14 protein-coding genes and 2 CRISPR repeat arrays (1 of these 16 running past the window's edge) are annotated in these 18,078 nt (G+C 67.8%); of the genes, 9 read left to right on the forward strand and 5 right to left on the reverse strand.

Annotated features, from left to right (window positions below; translation table 11 throughout):
• Nucleotides 1-207 precede the first annotated feature (207 nt).
• Nucleotides 208-741 (forward strand): hypothetical protein, encoded by a 534-nt coding sequence (locus tag METUNV1_RS12425; RefSeq protein ID WP_008062224.1) that lies wholly within the window; start codon nucleotides 208-210, stop codon nucleotides 739-741.
• On the opposite strand, the gene METUNV1_RS12430 is transcribed toward METUNV1_RS12425, so the two are convergent.
• Complete coding sequence (locus tag METUNV1_RS12430; protein ID WP_008062225.1) at nucleotides 656-1,318, reverse strand: DedA family protein; 663 nt, start codon at nucleotides 1,316-1,318, stop codon at nucleotides 656-658. The two genes, METUNV1_RS12425 and METUNV1_RS12430, sit on opposite strands and share 86 nt — an antisense overlap.
• Nucleotides 1,319-1,422: 104 nt before the next feature.
• Here METUNV1_RS12430 and mutL point away from each other — a divergent pair, with 104 nt between their 5' ends.
• Together mutL and miaA are read left to right on the forward strand one after the other, a co-directional pair.
• Entirely contained in the window at nucleotides 1,423-3,213 is a 1,791-nt protein-coding gene (gene mutL / locus METUNV1_RS12435; protein ID WP_008062226.1) for a DNA mismatch repair endonuclease MutL, read from the forward strand.
• Nucleotide 3,214: 1 nt separating this feature from the next.
• Nucleotides 3,215-4,165, forward strand: coding sequence for a tRNA (adenosine(37)-N6)-dimethylallyltransferase MiaA (gene miaA, locus METUNV1_RS12440; protein ID WP_008062227.1), 951 nt, complete (start codon nucleotides 3,215-3,217; stop codon nucleotides 4,163-4,165).
• A 100-nt stretch (nucleotides 4,166-4,265) separates the two neighbouring features.
• Here the strand turns inward: miaA and fnr are convergent, their stop codons facing one another.
• Nucleotides 4,266-5,000, reverse strand: a complete 735-nt coding sequence (gene fnr, locus METUNV1_RS12445; RefSeq protein WP_008062228.1) for a fumarate/nitrate reduction transcriptional regulator Fnr — start codon at nucleotides 4,998-5,000, stop codon at nucleotides 4,266-4,268.
• A gap of 70 nt (nucleotides 5,001-5,070) precedes the next feature.
• On the opposite strand from fnr, the gene hemN reads away from it, so the two are divergent.
• The 4 genes from hemN (at nucleotide 5,071) to METUNV1_RS12465 (ending at nucleotide 9,252) form a co-directional block, all read left to right on the forward strand.
• Nucleotides 5,071-6,456, forward strand: coding sequence for an oxygen-independent coproporphyrinogen III oxidase (hemN, locus tag METUNV1_RS12450; RefSeq protein WP_008062229.1), 1,386 nt, complete (start codon nucleotides 5,071-5,073; stop codon nucleotides 6,454-6,456).
• Nucleotides 6,457-6,500: 44 nt separating this feature from the next.
• The gene (locus tag METUNV1_RS12455) at nucleotides 6,501-7,226 is read left to right on the forward strand and encodes a sulfite exporter TauE/SafE family protein (protein WP_043359805.1); all 726 of its coding nucleotides are present in this window, start codon (nucleotides 6,501-6,503) and stop codon (nucleotides 7,224-7,226) included.
• Between the two features lie 34 nt (nucleotides 7,227-7,260).
• Nucleotides 7,261-7,686, forward strand: a complete 426-nt coding sequence (locus METUNV1_RS12460; RefSeq protein ID WP_008062231.1) for a universal stress protein — start codon at nucleotides 7,261-7,263, stop codon at nucleotides 7,684-7,686.
• A gap of 117 nt (nucleotides 7,687-7,803) precedes the next feature.
• Entirely contained in the window at nucleotides 7,804-9,252 is a 1,449-nt protein-coding gene (locus METUNV1_RS12465; RefSeq protein ID WP_008062232.1) for an HDOD domain-containing protein, read from the forward strand.
• Nucleotides 9,253-9,256: 4 nt separating this feature from the next.
• Here METUNV1_RS12465 and METUNV1_RS12470 read toward each other — a convergent pair whose 3' ends face one another.
• Genes METUNV1_RS12470 through METUNV1_RS12480 form a run of 3 tightly spaced genes read right to left on the reverse strand, consistent with a single transcriptional unit; the run spans nucleotide 9,257 to nucleotide 13,232 of the window.
• Nucleotides 9,257-10,684, reverse strand: a complete 1,428-nt coding sequence (locus tag METUNV1_RS12470) for an endonuclease/exonuclease/phosphatase family protein (RefSeq protein WP_008062233.1) — start codon at nucleotides 10,682-10,684, stop codon at nucleotides 9,257-9,259.
• 15 nt (nucleotides 10,685-10,699) lie between these two features.
• On the reverse strand, nucleotides 10,700-11,875 hold the full coding sequence (locus METUNV1_RS12475) for an esterase-like activity of phytase family protein (protein ID WP_008062234.1): 1,176 nt from the start codon (nucleotides 11,873-11,875) through the stop codon (nucleotides 10,700-10,702).
• Nucleotides 11,876-11,891: 16 nt separating this feature from the next.
• Nucleotides 11,892-13,232: an esterase-like activity of phytase family protein gene (locus METUNV1_RS12480; RefSeq protein ID WP_008062235.1), complete on the reverse strand. Its 1,341-nt coding sequence runs from the start codon at nucleotides 13,230-13,232 to the stop codon at nucleotides 11,892-11,894.
• Between the two features lie 201 nt (nucleotides 13,233-13,433).
• On the opposite strand from METUNV1_RS12480, the gene argJ reads away from it, so the two are divergent.
• Both argJ and METUNV1_RS12490 read left to right on the forward strand, forming a co-directional pair.
• Nucleotides 13,434-14,675 (forward strand): bifunctional glutamate N-acetyltransferase/amino-acid acetyltransferase ArgJ, encoded by a 1,242-nt coding sequence (gene argJ, locus METUNV1_RS12485; RefSeq protein WP_008062236.1) that lies wholly within the window; start codon nucleotides 13,434-13,436, stop codon nucleotides 14,673-14,675.
• Nucleotides 14,676-14,914: 239 nt separating this feature from the next.
• A CRISPR array of direct repeats spans nucleotides 14,915-15,930; the repeat unit is 29 nt; unit sequence CGGTTCATCCCCGCGCATGCGGGGAACGG.
• 100 nt (nucleotides 15,931-16,030) lie between these two features.
• Nucleotides 16,031-17,116: an IS110 family RNA-guided transposase gene (locus METUNV1_RS12490; RefSeq protein WP_008062240.1), complete on the forward strand. Its 1,086-nt coding sequence runs from the start codon at nucleotides 16,031-16,033 to the stop codon at nucleotides 17,114-17,116.
• 290 nt (nucleotides 17,117-17,406) lie between these two features.
• Nucleotides 17,407-18,078: direct repeats of the CRISPR family, unit length 29 nt; unit sequence CGGTTCATCCCCGCGCATGCGGGGAACGG; it runs 4,121 nt beyond the window's last position.

Here is an 18,078-nt window from a genome sequence, read left to right on the forward strand (position 1 = left end):
TCGGCCACTGGCGCGGGTTTCTGGCCGGTGCCCGAACAGCCCGTGATCAAGTTGGCTATCGCGGCGCAACAGAGCGCGCGCAGAATCGACTTGCAGGCTGTCATAAGGTCCATGACCGACAGCGTACGACAACCCGGGCAGTGTGTGGGGCTGCGCCGCAAGGCGGATATCGGCGCCACCCCGGCCTCAGAAGGAATCGAAGCCGCAATGAAGATGGAACCGCTCGAACGCGTACGCGCACCCGGTGTGAAGGCAGGCAGCCGGCGTTTCGGCCAGCTGCTGCGCACGCTGGCGCGTGTCGATCACGGCGGCGTGCTCATCTGCGGCGGTCAGGACGTGCAGTGCGACGCGCTGGCGATGGCGCTGGCCCGGCTGCGCGACCAGCCGCTGATGCGGGTCGAACTGGAAGCGGCCAACGATGCGCCGATCACCTCCGAGCAGTGGCGGCCTTCGCTGCAGCAGGCGCGCGAACACGCGGCGCTGCTCTACCTGCATCTGGGCGAGGGCGCCGAGGCGGCCTTCGGCCGTGAAGCCAACGCCCGGGCCGGCCTGAAGGCCGAACACCTGCTGGCCGACGTTCAGCGCGCCGGCGTGGTGGTCATCGTGGCCGGCGCCGAGCGCTACAGCGTGGCGCTGGAGGCCTGCTGGCCGCGCATCAGGCTGCCCGATCTGGCGCGGCTTTCGCGGCCAGCTTCGATTTCACCCAGGCCACTGCCAGTGGCGCAAGTGATATCGCGATGATGGCGAGAATGACCAGGGTCAGGTTCTGCTTGACCCAGGGCTGATTGCCGAGCCAGTAACCCGCCAGCGACAGCGACACCACCCAGATCACCGCACCGGTCACGTTGAACAGCGCGAAGCGCGCGTAGCTCATCTGCGCCACCCCGGCCACGAAGGGCGCGAAGGTGCGGATGAGCGGCATGAAGCGCGCGATGATGACGGTCTTGCCGCCGTGCTTCTCGTAGAAGGCATGGGTGCGGTCGAAGGCCTCGCGGTTGAAGAAGCGCGAATTTTCCCAGCGGAACACCTTGGGGCCGAACCAGGCGCCGATCGAGTAGTTCACCGCGTCTCCCAGCACCGCCGCGATCACCAGCAGCACGATGAGCAGGCCGATATGCATGCCACCGGCCGCCGCCAGCGCGCCGGCCACGAACAGCAGCGAATCGCCGGGCAGGAAAGGCGTCACCACCAGGCCGGTTTCGCAGAACACGATGATGAACAGGATGGCGTACACCCAGGCGCCGTAATGGGCGACCAGCATCGCGAGGTGCTTGTCCAGGTGCAGCATGAGGTCGATGAAGGTGGCGAGCAGTTCCATGTCGGGGCCGGCTGAAAACGAGCGGCGATGATAGCGGATGCGTATTGCGGCCCGTAGAATCGCGGTCCGAATCCCGTCCTGCGCGCCCGGTCGCGCACCCCGTCATGCCCGCCATCCGCCTGCTGCCCGACCTGCTGATCAGCCAGATTGCCGCCGGCGAAGTGGTCGAGCGCCCGGCTTCGGTGCTCAAGGAACTGCTTGAAAACAGTCTGGACGCCGGCAGCCGCGACATCCGGGTGCAGCTGGAAGCCGGCGGCGTGAAGCGTCTGCGGGTGGCCGACGACGGCTGCGGCATGCCGCGCGAGGACCTGCCGCTGGCGCTGGCCCGCCACGCCACCTCCAAGATCGCTTCGCTGGACGACCTCGAAGCGGTGGCCACCATGGGCTTCCGCGGCGAGGCGCTGGCGTCCATCGCCAGCGTCGCCCGCGTCAGCATCACCAGCCGGGAAACCGGCAGTGCCCATGCCTGGCGCATCGACAACGAGGGCGAGGTCGAACCGGCCGCGCTCGATGCCGGCACCGTGGTCGATGTGGCCGACCTCTACTACAACACCCCTGCGCGCCGGAAATTCCTGCGTACCGAACAGACCGAGTACGGCCACTGCGACGACGTGTTCGGCCGCATCGCGCTGTCGGTGCCGCAGGTGGCCTTCCAGCTCATGCACAACGGCCGGCTGATGCAGCGCCTGCCGGCCGGCGACATGGCGAGCCGGGTGCGCGCGCTGCTGGGTGACGAATTCATGCAGCACGCGCGGCCGGTCGAGGCAGATGCCGGCCAGATCCGGGTGAGCGGCTTTGCCGCGCAGCCGGCCTTCTCGCGTGCCGGCCGCGACGCACAGTACTGCTTCGTGAATGGCCGCTTCGTGCGCGACCGCCTGCTCGCGCACGCGCTGCGCGAAGCCTATGCCGACGTGCTGCACGGCGCGCGCCATCCGGCCTACGTCGTGTTCATCGAGCTCGATCCGCGCGCGGTCGACGTTAACGTCCACCCGGCCAAGACCGAAGTGCGCTTCCGCGATTCGCGCGGCGTGCACCAGTTCGTGTTCCATGCGGTCGAGCGCGCGCTGGCGCCGTCCATCGTGCCGGCCATGCAGGGCGCATCCGCGTCCGCGGCGAGCGAGCTGCAGTCGACGTCCTTCGCCCCGCCGGCGTCTGCCTGGGTGCCCCGTCAGCAGGGCATGGCGCTGGAGCAGCCGCTGGCGCGCTATTTCGATTTCGTCCGGCAGGACGCCCCGGCGGCGGGTGGCTCTGCCACCTCACCGGCTGCGCTTGCGCCGGCAGCCCGCCCCGATCTGCCGGCCCAGCAGGCCGACGCGCCGCCGCTGGGCTTCGCGCTGGCCCAGCTGCAGGGCGTGTATGTGCTGGCGCAGAACGCCGCCGGTCTGGTGCTGGTGGACATGCACGCGGCGCACGAGCGCATCCTGTACGAACAGCTGAAGAAGGTGCTCGAAGGTGAGCCGGCGGTGCAGCGCCTGCTCATCCCGGCGGTGCTGGCGATGAGCGCGCGCGAAGTGGCGACCGCTTTCGAATACGCCGACGTGCTGGAAAAGCTCGGCTTCGACATCGGTCAGGCCGGCCCGAACGAGCTGATGGTGCGCGCGGTGCCGGCGCTGCTGGCGCGCGCCGACACCGGTGCGCTGCTGCGTGCGCTGCTGGAAGAACTGCGCGAGGCGCCCGCCAGCCAGGTGGTCGAACGGCGGCGCAACGAACTGCTGGCCACCATGGCCTGCCATGGCGCGGTGCGCGCCAACCGTCTGCTCACGCTGCCGGAGATGAATGCGCTGCTGCGCGACATGGAAGCCTGCGAACGCGCCGACCAGTGCAATCACGGCCGGCCGACCTGGGTGCAGCTCAGCATGGCCGAACTGGACCGCCTGTTCATGCGCGGTCGCTGACATGGCCGCTCCGTCTGTGTCTGCGCCCCCGGTCCTGGTGCTGCTCGGTCCGACCGCCAGCGGCAAGACAGCGGCGGTGGCCCGCATCGCGCAGGCGCTGCCGGTCGAACTGGTCAGCGTGGATTCGGCGCTGGTGTTCCGGGACATGGACATCGGCACCGCCAAGCCCAGCGCCGAGGAACAGGCGCTGTGCCCGCACCATCTGATCGACATCGTGTCGCCGGAAGAGGCGTACTCCGCCGCCCGCTTCGCCGCGGACGCGCGGCGGCTGATCGGCGACATCCATGCGCGCGGCCGCATTCCGCTGCTGGCCGGCGGCACCATGCTGTACATCAAGGCGCTGCGCGAGGGGCTGTCCGACCTGCCGGAAGCCGACCCGGCGCTGCGCGCAGACATCGACCGCCGCGCGGCGGAGCAGGGCTGGCCGGCGCTGCACGCCGAACTGGCCGCACTCGACCCGGATGCCGCCGCCCGGCTCAAGCCCACCGATGCGCAGCGCATCCAGCGCGCGCTGGAAATCGTCACGCTGACCGGCCGCCCGCTGGCCGAAAGCTATGCGAAGCGCGAGGACGATGCGCCGCTGCCGCCGCTCACCGTGCTGTCGCTGGAACCGTCGGACCGCGCCTGGCTGCACGCCCGCATCGAGCGGCGTTTCGACCAGATGCTGGCGCAGGGTCTGGTCGAGGAAGTGCGTGCCCTGCGGGCGCGATACCGTCTCGACCCGGGCATGCCGTCGATGCGCTGCGTCGGTTACCGCCAGGCCTGGAGTTTTCTGGAGGGTGAGATCGATGCCGCCGCGCTGCGTGACACCGGCATCTATGCCACGCGTCAGCTGGCGAAGCGGCAGATCACCTGGTTGCGGTCGATGCAGATCGATCAGCGCATTGACTGCCTGAACGCCGACGCAGAGGAACGGGTGCTGGCGCATTTCGCCCGCGCCTGCGGCGGATAAGGCCGCGGCGCCGGGCCAGCCGCGGGATGCATCGCGCCGCGCCGGCAAAGAAAAAGGCGCCCTGGGGCGCCTTTTTCTTTTCACGGTCGTCACCGCACCGTCAGCAGCGCGGGCTCATCGCCTTCTTCAGATCGTCCAGCTTGTGGATGCGGATGTTCTTGTTGCTGACCGACAGCAGACCTTCGTCCTGCAGCCGCGACAGGCCGCGGCTCACGGTTTCGAGCTTGAGACCGAGGTAGGAGCCGATTTCCTCGCGCGTCATGCGCAGATTGAATTCGGTGGCCGAATAGCCGCGCGACGCGAAGCGCTGCGACAGGTTCACCAGGAAGGCCGCCAGCCGTTCTTCCGCGCGCATGGTGCCGAGCAGCATCATGACCGCCTGATCGCGCACGATTTCGCGGCTCATCACTTTGTGGAAGTGATGCTGCAGCGTGTCGATCTCGCGCGACAGTTCGGACAGCCGGTTGAACGGAATCACGCACACCTCGCTGTCTTCCAGCGCGCGGGCGTCGCAGTTGTGGTTGCCGGTGCCGATGCCGTCCAGCCCCATCAGTTCGCCGGCCATCTGGAAGCCGGTCACCTGTTCGCGGCCGTCTTCCGAAATGACTTCGGTCTTGAAGAAGCCGGTGCGGATCGCGTACAGCGACTGGAAGGGCTCACCCGACAGATAGAGCGGCATGCCGCGCGCCACCTTGCGGCGGGCGCCGATCAGCGTGTCGACGCGTTCCAGCTCATCGTCGGACAGACCGACCGGCATGCACAGCTCGCGGAGGTTGCAGGCGGAGCAGGCGACCTGAAGTCCCTGCGTCGTGATGGGTATCGATACGCTGTTCATTGATTGCGATCAATGCGCAACAAAGGGTGCGCTTGCATGATGAACATAACGCAAAGTGTGCCAACAAATCATGAATGTCGCAAAGGAACTGGTGTTCGACCCGCAGTTGATGCGTCGTTTTGACGTGCCCGGGCCGCGTTACACCTCTTACCCCACCGCAGACCGTTTCAATTTCTCGCACGACGCACGGGCCCACGCCGGGCGTCTGGGCGCACGTACCGCCAGCGCAGGTCCGCTGTCGATCTACGTCCATATCCCGTTCTGCGACACCATCTGCTACTACTGCGCCTGCAACAAGATCATCACCAAGGACCACGCGCGCGCCGACACCTATGTTGACACGCTGCTGCGCGAAATGGCGATGAAGGCGGCGCTGGTGAAGGGCAGTCGCGAGGTGGCCCAGCTGCATCTGGGTGGTGGTACGCCCACCTTCCTGAGCGATGCGCAGATGACCCGGCTGATCGAGGGGCTGCGCACCCACTTCCGGCTGTCCGACAGCGCGCAGTGCTCGATCGAGATGGATCCGCGCGGCGTGTCGGCAGCCCGCATCGCCCACCTCGGCTCGCTCGGTTTCAACCGCATCAGCGTCGGCGTTCAGGATTTCGACCCGGTGGTGCAGCGTGCGGTCAATCGCATCCAGAGCGTGGAAGAAACCGAAATCGTGCTGCGCTCGGCGCGCGACAACGGTTTCGTCTCTACCGGCATTGACCTCATCTACGGTCTGCCCGGCCAGACGCTGGACAGTTTCGACGCCACGCTGGCCACCCTGGTGCGGCTGGCGCCGGACCGGGTCGCCATCTATCACTACGCCCACCTGCCCAAGCAGTTCATGCCGCAGCGGCGCATCGACGAATCCATGCTGCCGGGCCCCGAAGTGCGGCCGCAGCTGCTGCGTCTGGCCATCGACCGGCTGCACGAAGCCGGCTATGTCCATGTCGGGATGGACCATTTCGCCCGTCCAGACGACGAACTGGCCATGGCGCAGCGCCACGGCCGGCTGCAGCGCAACTTCCAGGGCTATTCCACCCACGCCGGCTGCGATCTGATCGGGCTGGGCGTGTCGGCCATTTCCCGCGTCGGCGCCAGCTTCGCGCAGAACCACCGCACGATAGAAAGCTGGACCCAGGCCATCGACGACGGCCAGCTGCCGGTCATGCGCGGTCTGGACATGACGCCGGACGACAGCGTGCGCAGCGCGGTGATCGGCGCGCTCATGTGCCATTTCGAACTGTCGATCGAGGCGATCGAAAGCGCCTACGCGATCGATTTCCGCAAGTACTTCGCCCCGGAACTGCAGGAACTGGCGGAACTGGAAGAGGCCGGACTGCTCACACTGGAGCCGGACTGGATCGCCATCACGCCGCGTGGCCGGCTGCTGGTGCGCGCCGTCTGCATGGTGTTCGACCGCTATCTGCGTCTGGACAGCGAAACGGTGCGCTACTCTAAGGTGGTGTAAGCGCGGCAGCGGCCGCGCGGTTTACGGCCCGGCGTGTTTCCTGAATGAATCTCGGTCTTGCAGCGGTTTTCGTCGTCGGCCTGCTCGGCGGCGTGCATTGTGCGGGTATGTGCGGCGGCATCGTGTCGGCCATTTCGGCCGGCGTGCCGCAGGCGCGGCGCCCGGGCTGGCGCGGCCAGCTGCCGGCGCTGGCCATGCACCTCGCCTACAGCGGCGGCCGCATCAGCAGCTACGCGCTGGCCGGCGCGGTGGCGGGTGGCGTCGGCGGCGTGAGCCTGCTGGCCGGTCGCGCCGCACCGGTGCAGATGACGCTCTACGTGCTGGCCAATGTGATGATGATTGCGCTGGGCGCCTATCTGGCCGGCTACACCCGGCTGCTGGCGCCGGTCGAGGCGCTCGGCCGGCCGCTGTGGACGCGCGTCCAGCCGCTGGCGCGCCGCTTCCTGCCGGCGCGCTCGCCGGCCCAGGCGCTGGGGGTCGGGCTGCTGTGGGGTTTCCTGCCCTGCGGCCTCGTCTACAGCATGCTGGGGCTGGCGCTGCTGTCCGGATCGCCCTCAAGCGGCGCGCTCATCATGGTCGCGTTCGGCCTCGGCACGCTGCCCAATCTGCTGCTGGCCGGCATGCTGCTGACCCGGCTGCGCGGCCTTACCCGGCACCCGGTGCTGCGCCGGGCGGCCGGCCTGCTGGTGCTCGGCTTCGGCGTGGCCGGACTGGCGCGGGCATCGACGCTGGGCGACGGGCTGTGGAACGGCCTCATCTGCCATACTTAGCGCTCTTCCTATAACAATACGTCGAGAGACCACCATGCGTATCCTGCTTGCCGTCGACGGCTCCGACCACGGCGTGCGCGCCACCGCCGAAGTGCTGCGCCTGACTTCCCAGCTCACCGCCGCGCCGGAAATCCATCTGCTGTTCGTTCATGCGCCGGTGCCCGGCGGCCTGCTGCAGCATCACGTGAGCCGCGAAGCGCTGAACGACTACTACCGCGAAGAGGGGCAGGACGCGATCCGCTCCGCGCTGGACACCCTGCGCAACGCGAAGATCGAGCCGGTGGTGCATCTGCACGTCGGCCCGCCGGCCGAAACCATTGCCCGTTACGCCGAACAGCAGGACTGCGAACTGATCGTGATGGGCCGCCGCGGCCACGGTGCGCTGGCCAGCTTCGCGCTCGGCTCGATTGCCAGCGGTGTGCTGCACCATTCCAACCGCCCGGTGCTGCTGGTCAAGTAAGCACCGCGTGTCTGGCCGCCGCCCGGGCAGCCCCGGCGCGGCAGCCTGCGCTCAAGCTTTCCCGTCTGCGCGCCGTTAGCCGGGCATGAAAGCCATTTCCATGTCCGGATTCCGCCCATGAGCGCTTCCTCTGTCGCTGCCACCGATCCGCTGTCCGCCTGGATCGAGCGCCTGCGCAACCAGGACATGCCCATCTTCAGCGCCACGCTGGCCGCCATTGGCGAAGTGGCGGGTGACGAAGCCAGTCCTGCGTCCGCGCTCGGCCGCATCATCCTGCGCGATGCCGGCATGACCGCGCGTGTGCTGCGCATGGCCAATTCGGTGTTCTTCCGTGGCGAGAGCCACCGCGTCAGCACGATTTCGCGCGCCATCGTGGTGCTCGGTTTTGACACCGTGCGCAATATCGCGGTGTCGGTCGCGCTGATCGACGCCTTCCTGGCCGGCGGGGTGCGCGAACGGGTGGCGGCCGAAATGGCCCGCTGCTTCCACGCCGCGGTGCATGCCCGGCACGCCGCGCAGGCGCGCGGCGACACCTCGCCGGAAGAGGTGTTCATCGCCACGCTGCTGTCGCACATCGGCGAAATGGCCTTCTGGTGCTTTTCCGGCGACGTGGGTCTGCGTCTGGACCGGGCGCTGCGCGAGCAGCGCGGCGCGCCGGAACAGATCGAAATGGACATGCTGGGCTTCCGGCTCCGCTCGCTGACCCAGCGGCTGGCGCGCGAATGGACGTTGCCCTCGCTGGTGGCCAGCGCGCGCGGCGACGGTGTGCGGCCTGACAGCCGCGAAGGCCTCATCGTCGCCGGCTACCGGCTGGCCGAGGCGGCCGAAGGCGGCTGGGATTCCGAACGTGCCCGCTCCGCGGTGCGCGACTACGCCAAGCTGCTCAAGCTGGGCGTGAATGAAGTGGCGCCGGTGGTGGCTGCCCACGCCAAGGAGGCGGCCCGCATCGCCGGCTTCTACGGCTGCGAGGACGCCGCCCAGCGCATTCCTCAGGCCAGTCGCGCGGTGGATGCCGGCGCCGATGCCCCGGCCGGCGACGCCGAACCGGATCCGCTGGCGGAACTGGACGTGGCGCGCCGTATCGTGTCGCTGATCGCGCTGCAGGCGGCGAGCACCGCTGTGCTCGATCTGGCACTCGAAGGCGCCGGTCGCACGCTGGGCGCCGACCGCGCCGTACTGGCGCTGGTCACCGCCAACCGCGCACAGCTGTCCGCCCGCGCCACCGAAGGGCTGGGGGCGCAACAGCTGATGCGGCATTTCAATTTCCTGCTCGCCGGCGCGCCACGCGACGCGCTGACCGAACTGGTCGATCACGCCCGCATCATCGACGTTGCGGCCGGCTTCGTGCCGGCACCCGGCCTGCCGTCGCTCACCCGGCTGCGTGCCGCGCTCGGCGACCGGCACCAGATGCTGGTACCGGTCGAGGCGCACGGACAGGTGGTGGGCGTGCTCTACATCGACCGCGCGCCCTCTCGCCCGGTGTTCCCGGAAAACACCCAGGAAGGCCTGCTGCACTTCGCCCGGCTGGCCGGGCTGGCGCTGGAACAGTCCGGCCCGCGTCGCTGAACCGTCAGCCGCAGCGGCGGCGGGCGGCCCAGCCGATCAGGCCCAGGCCGGCCAGCAGCAGCGCGTACTGTTCCGGCTCCGGCACGCTGGCGATCTGCACATCCACCCACACCGCCTTGTGGTCTGAACTCGGGTAGTTCGCGTACAGGCTGGGGTCGCGGAAATTGCCGACCAGATCGTATGCGTCGCCGGTGGTGTTCGGCGCGCTGCGGTCCGGGTCGGCCGGCCAGAAGATGCCGGCGCCCTCGATCTGCAGATTGGCCGACGGCAGCACGTAGTCGACCCGCAGATTGCCCGGCGCCGCGTCGCTGAAGTCGGCCGTGTCCTGCGCCGGATCGCCGAGGTGATTCTGGTTGGCGTTGCCGTTGTTGCTCGGGTGGGTGGCGGCGTCGACGCCGCCCGGTGCCGAAGGCGTGACCGAGGTGTTCACCCGCGGGTTGTTCAGCAGCTGGCCGATGGCGTTGTAGTCCTTGCCGCCGACCACGCCCTTGAAGCTGTCGCCGTCCAGCGGATCAGCGTTGTAGTCGCCGGCGATGACGAATCTGGCACCGGCGGCCAGCCCGCCCGCCGTGCCCTGGTCGTCGTAGATGTAGCTGGCGCCGGCCACGTAGTCGGCCCAGAAGCGGATTTCGTCGTGGTTGCGCTTGCCGTTGCGGTCTTCCGCACCGTCGAAGGTGGGCGGGGTCGGATGGGCGGTCAGGAAATGCACGTCCTGACCGTTGATGCGCACCGTCACGTCCACATGGTTCTTCGACGACAGGCGCAGTGCGTTGATTTCGTCCTGCGAGTAGAAGTCGGTCAGCCGGTTGCCGGTCGGGTCATTGGTGAGCAGATTGCCCGGCATGTCCTTCCACAGGAAGGTCTGGAAGCTGCGCACCGACACGATTTCGTACTTCGAATAGATCGTGAAGCCGTACTGGCCGCCGAAGCTGCCGAAGCCGAAAGCGTCGTCGCCGCCGCCCACCGTGCCGCTGTTGTTCAGATCGAAGCCTGAGGCCAGACCGGTATTGGTATTGGGCGTGTAGCGCCAGGCGTACTGCACGCCCGAAGTCAGGCCGCGCACCGCGTTGCCATGGCCGGCGGACAGGAAGTTGTCCTGGAACAGCTTCGCGGCATTGCTCGAATAGCCCAGACCCATGGCCTGACTGCTGGCGGTGGGCGTGCCGTTCAGGTCGAAGTCGAACTCATTCACCAGCAGCACGTCGGCATTCACGCGCTGGATGATTTCGGCCACGTTGTGCGCCTGCTGGATGCGGTTGGCCACCGCGCTGCCGACGCCGGCGGCGAGCGGGTTGGCGAGGTCGGACAGCAGCTGGCCCGAGGCGTCGCGGTTCAGCGAGGCGTTGAAGGTGGCGAAGCGGACGGTGTCCGCGTGGGCGGCGGCCGACGCAAGCAGCAGGGCGGCGGCCAGCGGTTTCAGGGCGGTTTTCATCGATGTTCTCCGTGATCAGCGGCGGGTGCGGCGATGGGCGAGTGAGAGCAGGCCGAGGCCGGCCAGCAGCAGCGCGTACTGTTCCGGCTCGGGTACCGGCGCGATTTCCAGCGCGATGAACTGGGTGCTCTGGCTGCCGCTGAAGTTGTTGTCGGCGGCCAGCACCAGCGTGCGGTGGCCGTTGGCCAGCGTGTGGCCCCAGCTGACCGCTTCGATGTTGTCCAGCGTGATGCCCTGGTAGGTGAGGGGCATTTCCAGCAGCAGTTCGCGCCGCATCGGCGTGTAGGCCGCGCCGGCCAGGCTGGCGAAGGCGGACACGTCGGTGGTGTCGGCGGTGATTTCGGCCAGCGTGATCCGTATCGTGTTGCCGACGCCGGAGGCGAAGGCCCGTTCGATGGCGATGAACTGCGTGTCGGAAATCGCCAGCAGTTCGGGCAGACCGTTGTCCGGGCCGAAAGGCGCGCCGGGGGCGGCATCGACCGGAATCGGCGGCAGTGCGTAGGCGTACTGCGCGCGGGCGCCGCCGCTGACCGGATCGAGCGCGGTGACGCGCACCACGCTGCCGGCATTGAGCGTCGTGATGTTGCCGTCCTGGATCAGCGCGTCCTCGTTGGCGACGAACACGGTACCGTCCGGCGCCACGGTCAGCGCTTCGAACAGCTTGTTGCTGCGGCCGCCGGTGCTGGCGTTATCGACATAGTTGTACATCGCCGGTGTCGCGAATTCGCGCACGAAGGCGCCCGAGGTCGTCATTTCCCGCACGAAGGGCTGGTAGCGGGCCGCCGCATTCGCGCTCCAGTTACCTTCCGACGACCAGTACAGATTGCCGTTCGGCGCCACGCGCAGCCCTTCCGGATCCACCGTGCGGGCATTGGCCGGGAAGGTCGAGCCATCCTGCCGCTGCATGAAGGTCTGGCTGTTGATGCGGACGCCGTGGAAGCCGCTTGCGTCGTAGTCCAGCGACAGGTTGTAGAAGCGCGGCGTGCCGCGCTCGCCGCCGCGATCATCGGAAATGGCCCAGTAGCTGCCGTCGGCGGCGCGGTCGATGCTGGAAATGCCGCCGAACTCCACGCCCTGGTACAGCGTGCCGGTGGGCAGCGAGGTTGCGCCGATCACGCGCAGCGAAAAATCCGCCGCCTGCGCGCCGCTGGCGAGTGCCGCAATGGCGGCCGAGAGGATAAGCTTATTCATTGAGACGTCTCCCGGTTCAGCCGCGACGGCGGGCGGCCAGACCGATCAGGCCGAGGCCGGCCAGCATCAGGGCGTAGGTTTCCGGCTCCGGCACCGGGTTGGCGAGCTGTATGCGCAGGAATTCGGTGTTGTCCGAGGTGAGCGCGCGGCCGCCGCCGCCCGGGAAGTTGTTGTCATTGACCACCAGCAGCGTGCGCTCGTCGAGCAGCAGCACGTCCTCGATGGTCACGTAGGGGAAGGTGAAGGTGGTCGAGCCGTCGCCGTTCAGGTCGTCCGGGTCGGCGATGTTCATCAGGTCCACCAGTTCGGTCTTCTTCGCGAAGCCTTCGGCGTCCAGCTGGCTGCTGTCGATCATGAAAATCTTCTTGAACGGCGTGCCGCTGGTGGCGGTGCCGCCGTTGCGCTCGATCACCAGGAAGCGGTGGTCGTCGATCGCGGTCATGTCGCCGATATTGGTGCCGTCCGCGTCCAGCCGGTAGCCGAACCACTGGCCGGTGAAGGCCTCGTCCGCCAGGCTGAATTCCTGCACCAGCAGGCGCTTCTGGTTGCTGTCGGTGGTGAGCGGACGCTCCAGCAGCGTGTACAGATGGGTGCCGCTGGCGTTCAGCGCCATGCCCTCGAAGCCGCCGGAGCCCGGCAGATTGGTCGCGCCGCTCGGGAGCGGGCTGGACGGCGACTGCACATACGGGTTGCTGCCCAGGCCCAGCACATTGGGCGTGCGGAACACGTTCTGCACTGTACCGCCGGCGTCGGTCTTGACCAGGAAGGGGCCGAATTCCTCGCCGAACCACAGATTGCCGGCGCGGTCGCGGCGCACCGATTCCAGGTCGAGATCGGCGCCGGTCAGCAGGCGGCCGTTGCTGATGCGGCTGTCCACCGCGATGCTGCTGCCCGGGTAGGTCGCGCCGTCGGCCACGATGGCGAAGGGCAGCCTACGGTTTGCGTCATTCAGCGTGATGCGCGAGGCGGCGTCGAAGGCGGGCAGGGCGGCGCCGTTGCCGAAGCCGGCTGCGCTCACGCTGTGCGCGCCCCAGTTCACCTGCACCGCGTACATGCGCAACAGCGCGTCCGCCGAATTGCCCTTGGCGCCGAAGCCGTTGTCCACCAGCATCTGGTAGCTGCCGTTCGGGCCGGCCAGCACCCCGGAGAAGCCTTGCACCGGCTGGGTGTTCAGGTAGGGCGGATTGTTTTCCGGGCTGGCGCCGTTGGTGAACGCGAACTGGCCCGAGGTCGGGCCGTCGGAGAAAGTGGCGGCCGGCAGCATCGCCCAGCCGGTCAGCGTGTTCTGGGCGGCGTGTGCGCTGCCGAGGGCGCCGGCGATGGCCAGCGCGAGGGTGAGGCGGGCGGATGCGTGCATGGTCAGCTCCTGTGCAGTGGTCGGGTCCGCTTCTTCGTAAATGCAAGAAAGCGTTAAGGCCGCACGGTAGGAGGGCGGCTTTTCACTGCCATGAAGACCCTGTGGTCCGTTCGGACCATGGCCGGTGCATCCGCTGCGCTGCGGAAGGCAAGGCACCTGCGCGTGTAAACTGCGTGTTTTGCCTGACTGGATGAGCCCGCCATGCCCGTGAATTACCAGACGCCTTCCGCCGAAACCCTGCTGCCGGTCGCCGGCGTGCGCCTGGGCATCGCCCAGGCCGGCATCCGCAAGGCCAACCGCCGCGACCTCTGTCTGATTTCGCTGGTGCCGGGCGCGCGCGTGGCCGGCGTATTCACGGTCAATCGCTTCTGTGCCGCGCCGGTGCAGGTGTGCCGCGACCACCTGTCGCGCAGCGACATCCGCGCGCTGGTCATCAATACCGGCATCGCCAACGCAGGCACCGGCGAACCGGGCCTCATCGCCGCCCGTGCCACCTGCGTCGCAGTCGCCCGCGCGCTCGAACTGGCGCCGGAACAGGTGCTGCCCTTCTCGACCGGCGTCATCATGGAGCCGCTGCCGGTGGACCGCATCGAGCGCGGCATTCCTGCCGCGATGGACAATCTGGACGAAGCCAACTGGTACGAGGCGGCGCACGCCATCATGACCACCGACACCGTGGCCAAGGCCGGCTCGCGCACAGTTCAGATCGACGGCCGCAAGGTCACCATCACCGGCATCAGCAAGGGCGCCGGCATGATCAAGCCCAATATGGCCACCATGCTGGGCTTCGTCGCCACCGACGCGGTGCTGTCGCAGGCGGCGCTGGAGGCGCTGGTGAAACACGCCGCTGACCGCTCGTTCAACTGCGTCACGGTCGATGGTGACACCTCGACCAACGACTCCTTCATGCTGATCGCCTCCGGCACCGCCGGCCACGCCGAAATCACCTCGCTCGACAGCGCCGACGGCCGCGCGCTGGCCGACGCGGTCACCTCGCTGGCCGCCGAACTGGCGCAGGCCATCGTCCGCGACGGCGAAGGCGCCACCAAGTTCATCACCATCGAAATCGAAGGGGGCCGCGACGTGGCCGAGTGCAAGGCGGTCGGCTACGCCATCGCCCACTCGCCGCTGGTGAAGACCGCCTTCTTCGCCTCCGACCCCAACCTCGGCCGCATCCTGGCCGCGGTCGGCAACGCCGCCCAGAACCATCCGTCGCTGATGGACCTCGACACCTCGAAAGTGAGCCTGTGGATCGGCGACTTCCTGGTGTCGAAGGACGGTGGCCGCAACCCGGACTACAAGGAAGAGCAGGGCGCGGCCGCGATGGCACCGGCGGAAATCACCATCCGCGTCGCACTCGGCCGCGGCGAAGCCCGCGCTACCTGCTGGACCTGCGACTTCAGCTACGACTACGTGAAGATCAACGCGGATTACCGGAGCTGATCAGCGGTCATTGACGGGGCCAGCGCTGCTCATCTGCAGGGATCCCAAGTTGTAAGCGCGCAGCCTCGCCGACGACGCGATGGTGCGCGAAGCCAGTGTGGTTCCGGCCAGTGTGGCCGAAGTGGCCAGGCTGCAGCTTGGACGAAAAGGCGGCGTACTTCAGGCCGTGTTCAACCTCTGAGATCAAGCCATAAGATGAGGGCGCTGGCCTCCCCCGTCACGGTCTGAAAGGACTATGCGGAATCCTCCCCGCGCATGCGGGGAACGGATCGCCGCGCCCTTTACCATCGCATTGCCCCACGGTTCATCCCCGCGCATGCGGGGAACGGCGCAACGCCTCGAACCAGAAGGCGTTCAAGGACGGTTCATCCCCGCGCATGCGGGGAACGGTTCAGCCGCGAAGATGCAGAGATGGCTGACGACGGTTCATCCCCGCGCATGCGGGGAACGGCTCTACACCGAGGACCCGTCGTCATTTCAGGGCGGTTCATCCCCGCGCATGCGGGGAACGGTCGATGGTAAGGTGCTCGCCTGGCGCGAGTAGCGGTTCATCCCCGCGCATGCGGGGAACGGGACCATCTGACGGAGTACGTGCTGCGAATGGCCGGTTCATCCCCGCGCATGCGGGGAACGGATCAACAATCTCGAACTGAACGCTGGCGATGACGGTTCATCCCCGCGCATGCGGGGAACGGTGCGCCACTCGTCGCGCTCGGCGAGCACGGCGGCGCGAATGCGGTTCATCCCCGCGCATGCGGGGAACGGGGCAGCGTGGCGGACAGACCGACGACGGCGGCCGGTTCATCCCCGCGCATGCGGGGAACGGGTCGTAGCCCTGCGCGCGCATTTCGCTGATGGTCGGTTCATCCCCGCGCATGCGGGGAACGGAGTCAAGCGAAGGTGGAATGACGACCTGAACCCGGTTCATCCCCGCGCATGCGGGGAACGGAGTCGTGCAACTTCCTCTTCACCGGCGACGCGCGGTTCATCCCCGCGCATGCGGGGAACGGGCGCAGTCAGCAGCCAGCAGCAACGGCAACGGCGGTTCATCCCCGCGCATGCGGGGAACGGGGCTGCCGCGTCGATGTAGTCGTCCTCCTGATCCGGTTCATCCCCGCGCATGCGGGGAACGGGCGCACCGTGGCCCGCCGTGGTTGCCGTCGCACGGTTCATCCCCGCGCATGCGGGGAACGGACCTCCGGCCCCTGGATAGCGGCCGGCTCCGGCGGTTCATCCCCGCGCATGCGGGGAACGGGTTGAATGATGGGATGGACTCCCCCGTTCTTTGCGCGCCCAATGCGCGCAGCCGGTGCTCGCGGAAACGGGGATCGGCCTTCACACGGAGGAGTCCATTCATGAATGCTACGACCGTTGCAGTGGATCTGGCCAAGAGTGTATTTCAACTTGTCGTTGCCCATGACGATTGGAAACCGGTCGAATCTCATCGGCTGACCCGTCGCCAGTTCGAAGCCTTCTTCAACAACCGCGCCTTCTCGCTCGTCATCATGGAAGCCTGCGGCTCGGCGCACCACTGGGCGCGCTGGCTCGGGGCGCGCGGCATCGAGGTTCGCCTGCTGCCCGCGGCCTATGTGCGCGCCTACGTCCGGCGCAACAAGACCGACGCTGCGGACGCGCATGCACTGCTCGAAGCCGCCCGCAATGCCGACATCACTCCCGTTCGTGTGAAGTCGGTCGAGCAGCAGGCGCTGCAGGGCCTGCACCGCATCCGTTCGCTGTGGATGAGCACGCGCACTTCGCGCATCAATGCGCTGCGAGGCTTCTGCCGGGAGTTCGGCCTCATCGTGCCGGTCGGCGCCCGTACCGGGCTGGAGACGATGGGCCGGCTGCTGGCCGACCCGGACAGCGCCCTGCCGGCGCTCATCCGCGAATCGATGAAACTGCTGCTTGACGAGATCCGTCTGCTCGAAGCACGCATCGCGCGACTGGAACAGGAACTGTCGCAGCTCGCGCGGCAGAGCGCAGCCTGCACCCGGCTGCTCACCATTCCCGGCATCGGGCTGCTCACCTCCACCGCGATGGTCGCGGCCACCGGCGGCTCGGTCAGTCACTTCAGGGATGCCCGCCACTTCGCGAGCTGGTTCGGGCTCACGCCACGCGAACACTCGTCGGGATCGACCCGCAAGCTCGGGCGCATCTCGAAGCAGGGCGACAAGTATCTGCGCATGCTGCTCACGCACGGCGCGCGCGCCTGCCTCAGAGCCGCCACGCTCGCCGCCAGGACCGACCGGCAGCTGGACGCGCTACGCCAGTGGGCGGTGAACATCCAGGCGCGTACCCACCACAACAAGGCCGCGTGCGCGCTGGCCAACAAGCTCGCACGCATCTGCTACAGCGTGCTGCGCGATGCCACCGCCTACGGTGAACCCCAACCCCGGCTGGCAAGAAAGGCAGACCGGGCTTCGTTCGCCGTGGCTGCCTGAGCAGAGTCACCCCCTCCCGCCACCGCTTGCCACGAGACAGATCGCCCATCATGGCCAACCGGGTCACACCCACGGGGACGAACGCCGATAACTCTTCCGGCAGCGAAACGCGTGCCGTTTGTATCGATTGGCGCGCCCCGCGCAGATTCCATGTCGGCACGGGTCACTCAGAACCTACTACGGATGCCGGATATACGACTGCAAGTGATCTACCCGGGAAAACCAGACTATCGGTCAGTCTTGATTTTGGGGGGAGTCCATATATGACGGGTTAGGCCCCACGTTGGATGCGGTTCATCCCCGCGCATGCGGGGAACGGTATTTCGCATCGATGGCGGCCGAACCCCAGTCCGGTTCATCCCCGCGCATGCGGGGAACGGGGGCTGGTGACGATGATCGACGGATCGACCGCCGGTTCATCCCCGCGCATGCGGGGAACGGGATGCGGCCGGCCTGTTCGCCCGGGCGGAATCCGGTTCATCCCCGCGCATGCGGGGAACGGTCTTCCAAGTCGCGCTGCCTGTCGCGCTCAAGCGGTTCATCCCCGCGCATGCGGGGAACGGCGCCGGCCGCTGGTCGGCGGTATTCCAGACAGGCGGTTCATCCCCGCGCATGCGGGGAACGGAGAACAGCAGACAGTTTAGCCATGATGAAACCCGGTTCATCCCCGCGCATGCGGGGAACGGCGCAACATCCGTGCTTACGACCTGGGAGCGGCCGGTTCATCCCCGCGCATGCGGGGAACGGGCAATCGCCTCGGTGCAGAGCGTCGAAAGTTGCGGTTCATCCCCGCGCATGCGGGGAACGGGCGGCCAGGTCGTCTTCGAGGTATTCGCAATACGGTTCATCCCCGCGCATGCGGGGAACGGCGACGTAGCGATGCGCCGGCGCGTGCGGATCTCGGTTCATCCCCGCGCATGCGGGGAACGGATCTTCACCGGGTCGGCCTTGGCGCGTTCGTA

It is taken from the genome of Methyloversatilis universalis FAM5 (assembly GCF_000214035.2).
In the GTDB taxonomy this organism is placed as follows: Bacteria; Pseudomonadota; Gammaproteobacteria; order Burkholderiales; family Rhodocyclaceae; genus Methyloversatilis; species Methyloversatilis universalis.

Bases quoted from the DNA above. Each gene is read 5' to 3' on its own strand.
- METUNV1_RS12425 (WP_008062224.1), top strand. From the start codon at position 208: ATGAAGATGGAACCGCTCGAACGCGTACGCGCACCCGGTGTGAAGGCA.
- METUNV1_RS12430 (WP_008062225.1), bottom strand. From the start codon at position 1,318: ATGGAACTGCTCGCCACCTTCATCGACCTCATGCTGCACCTGGACAAG.
- mutL (WP_008062226.1), top strand. From the start codon at position 1,423: ATGCCCGCCATCCGCCTGCTGCCCGACCTGCTGATCAGCCAGATTGCC.
- miaA (WP_008062227.1), top strand. From the start codon at position 3,215: ATGGCCGCTCCGTCTGTGTCTGCGCCCCCGGTCCTGGTGCTGCTCGGT.
- fnr (WP_008062228.1), bottom strand. From the start codon at position 5,000: ATGAACAGCGTATCGATACCCATCACGACGCAGGGACTTCAGGTCGCC.
- hemN (WP_008062229.1), top strand. From the start codon at position 5,071: ATGAATGTCGCAAAGGAACTGGTGTTCGACCCGCAGTTGATGCGTCGT.
- METUNV1_RS12455 (WP_043359805.1), top strand. From the start codon at position 6,501: ATGAATCTCGGTCTTGCAGCGGTTTTCGTCGTCGGCCTGCTCGGCGGC.
- METUNV1_RS12460 (WP_008062231.1), top strand. From the start codon at position 7,261: ATGCGTATCCTGCTTGCCGTCGACGGCTCCGACCACGGCGTGCGCGCC.
- METUNV1_RS12465 (WP_008062232.1), top strand. From the start codon at position 7,804: ATGAGCGCTTCCTCTGTCGCTGCCACCGATCCGCTGTCCGCCTGGATC.
- METUNV1_RS12470 (WP_008062233.1), bottom strand. From the start codon at position 10,684: ATGAAAACCGCCCTGAAACCGCTGGCCGCCGCCCTGCTGCTTGCGTCG.
- METUNV1_RS12475 (WP_008062234.1), bottom strand. From the start codon at position 11,875: ATGAATAAGCTTATCCTCTCGGCCGCCATTGCGGCACTCGCCAGCGGC.
- METUNV1_RS12480 (WP_008062235.1), bottom strand. From the start codon at position 13,232: ATGCACGCATCCGCCCGCCTCACCCTCGCGCTGGCCATCGCCGGCGCC.
- argJ (WP_008062236.1), top strand. From the start codon at position 13,434: ATGCCCGTGAATTACCAGACGCCTTCCGCCGAAACCCTGCTGCCGGTC.
- METUNV1_RS12490 (WP_008062240.1), top strand. From the start codon at position 16,031: ATGAATGCTACGACCGTTGCAGTGGATCTGGCCAAGAGTGTATTTCAA.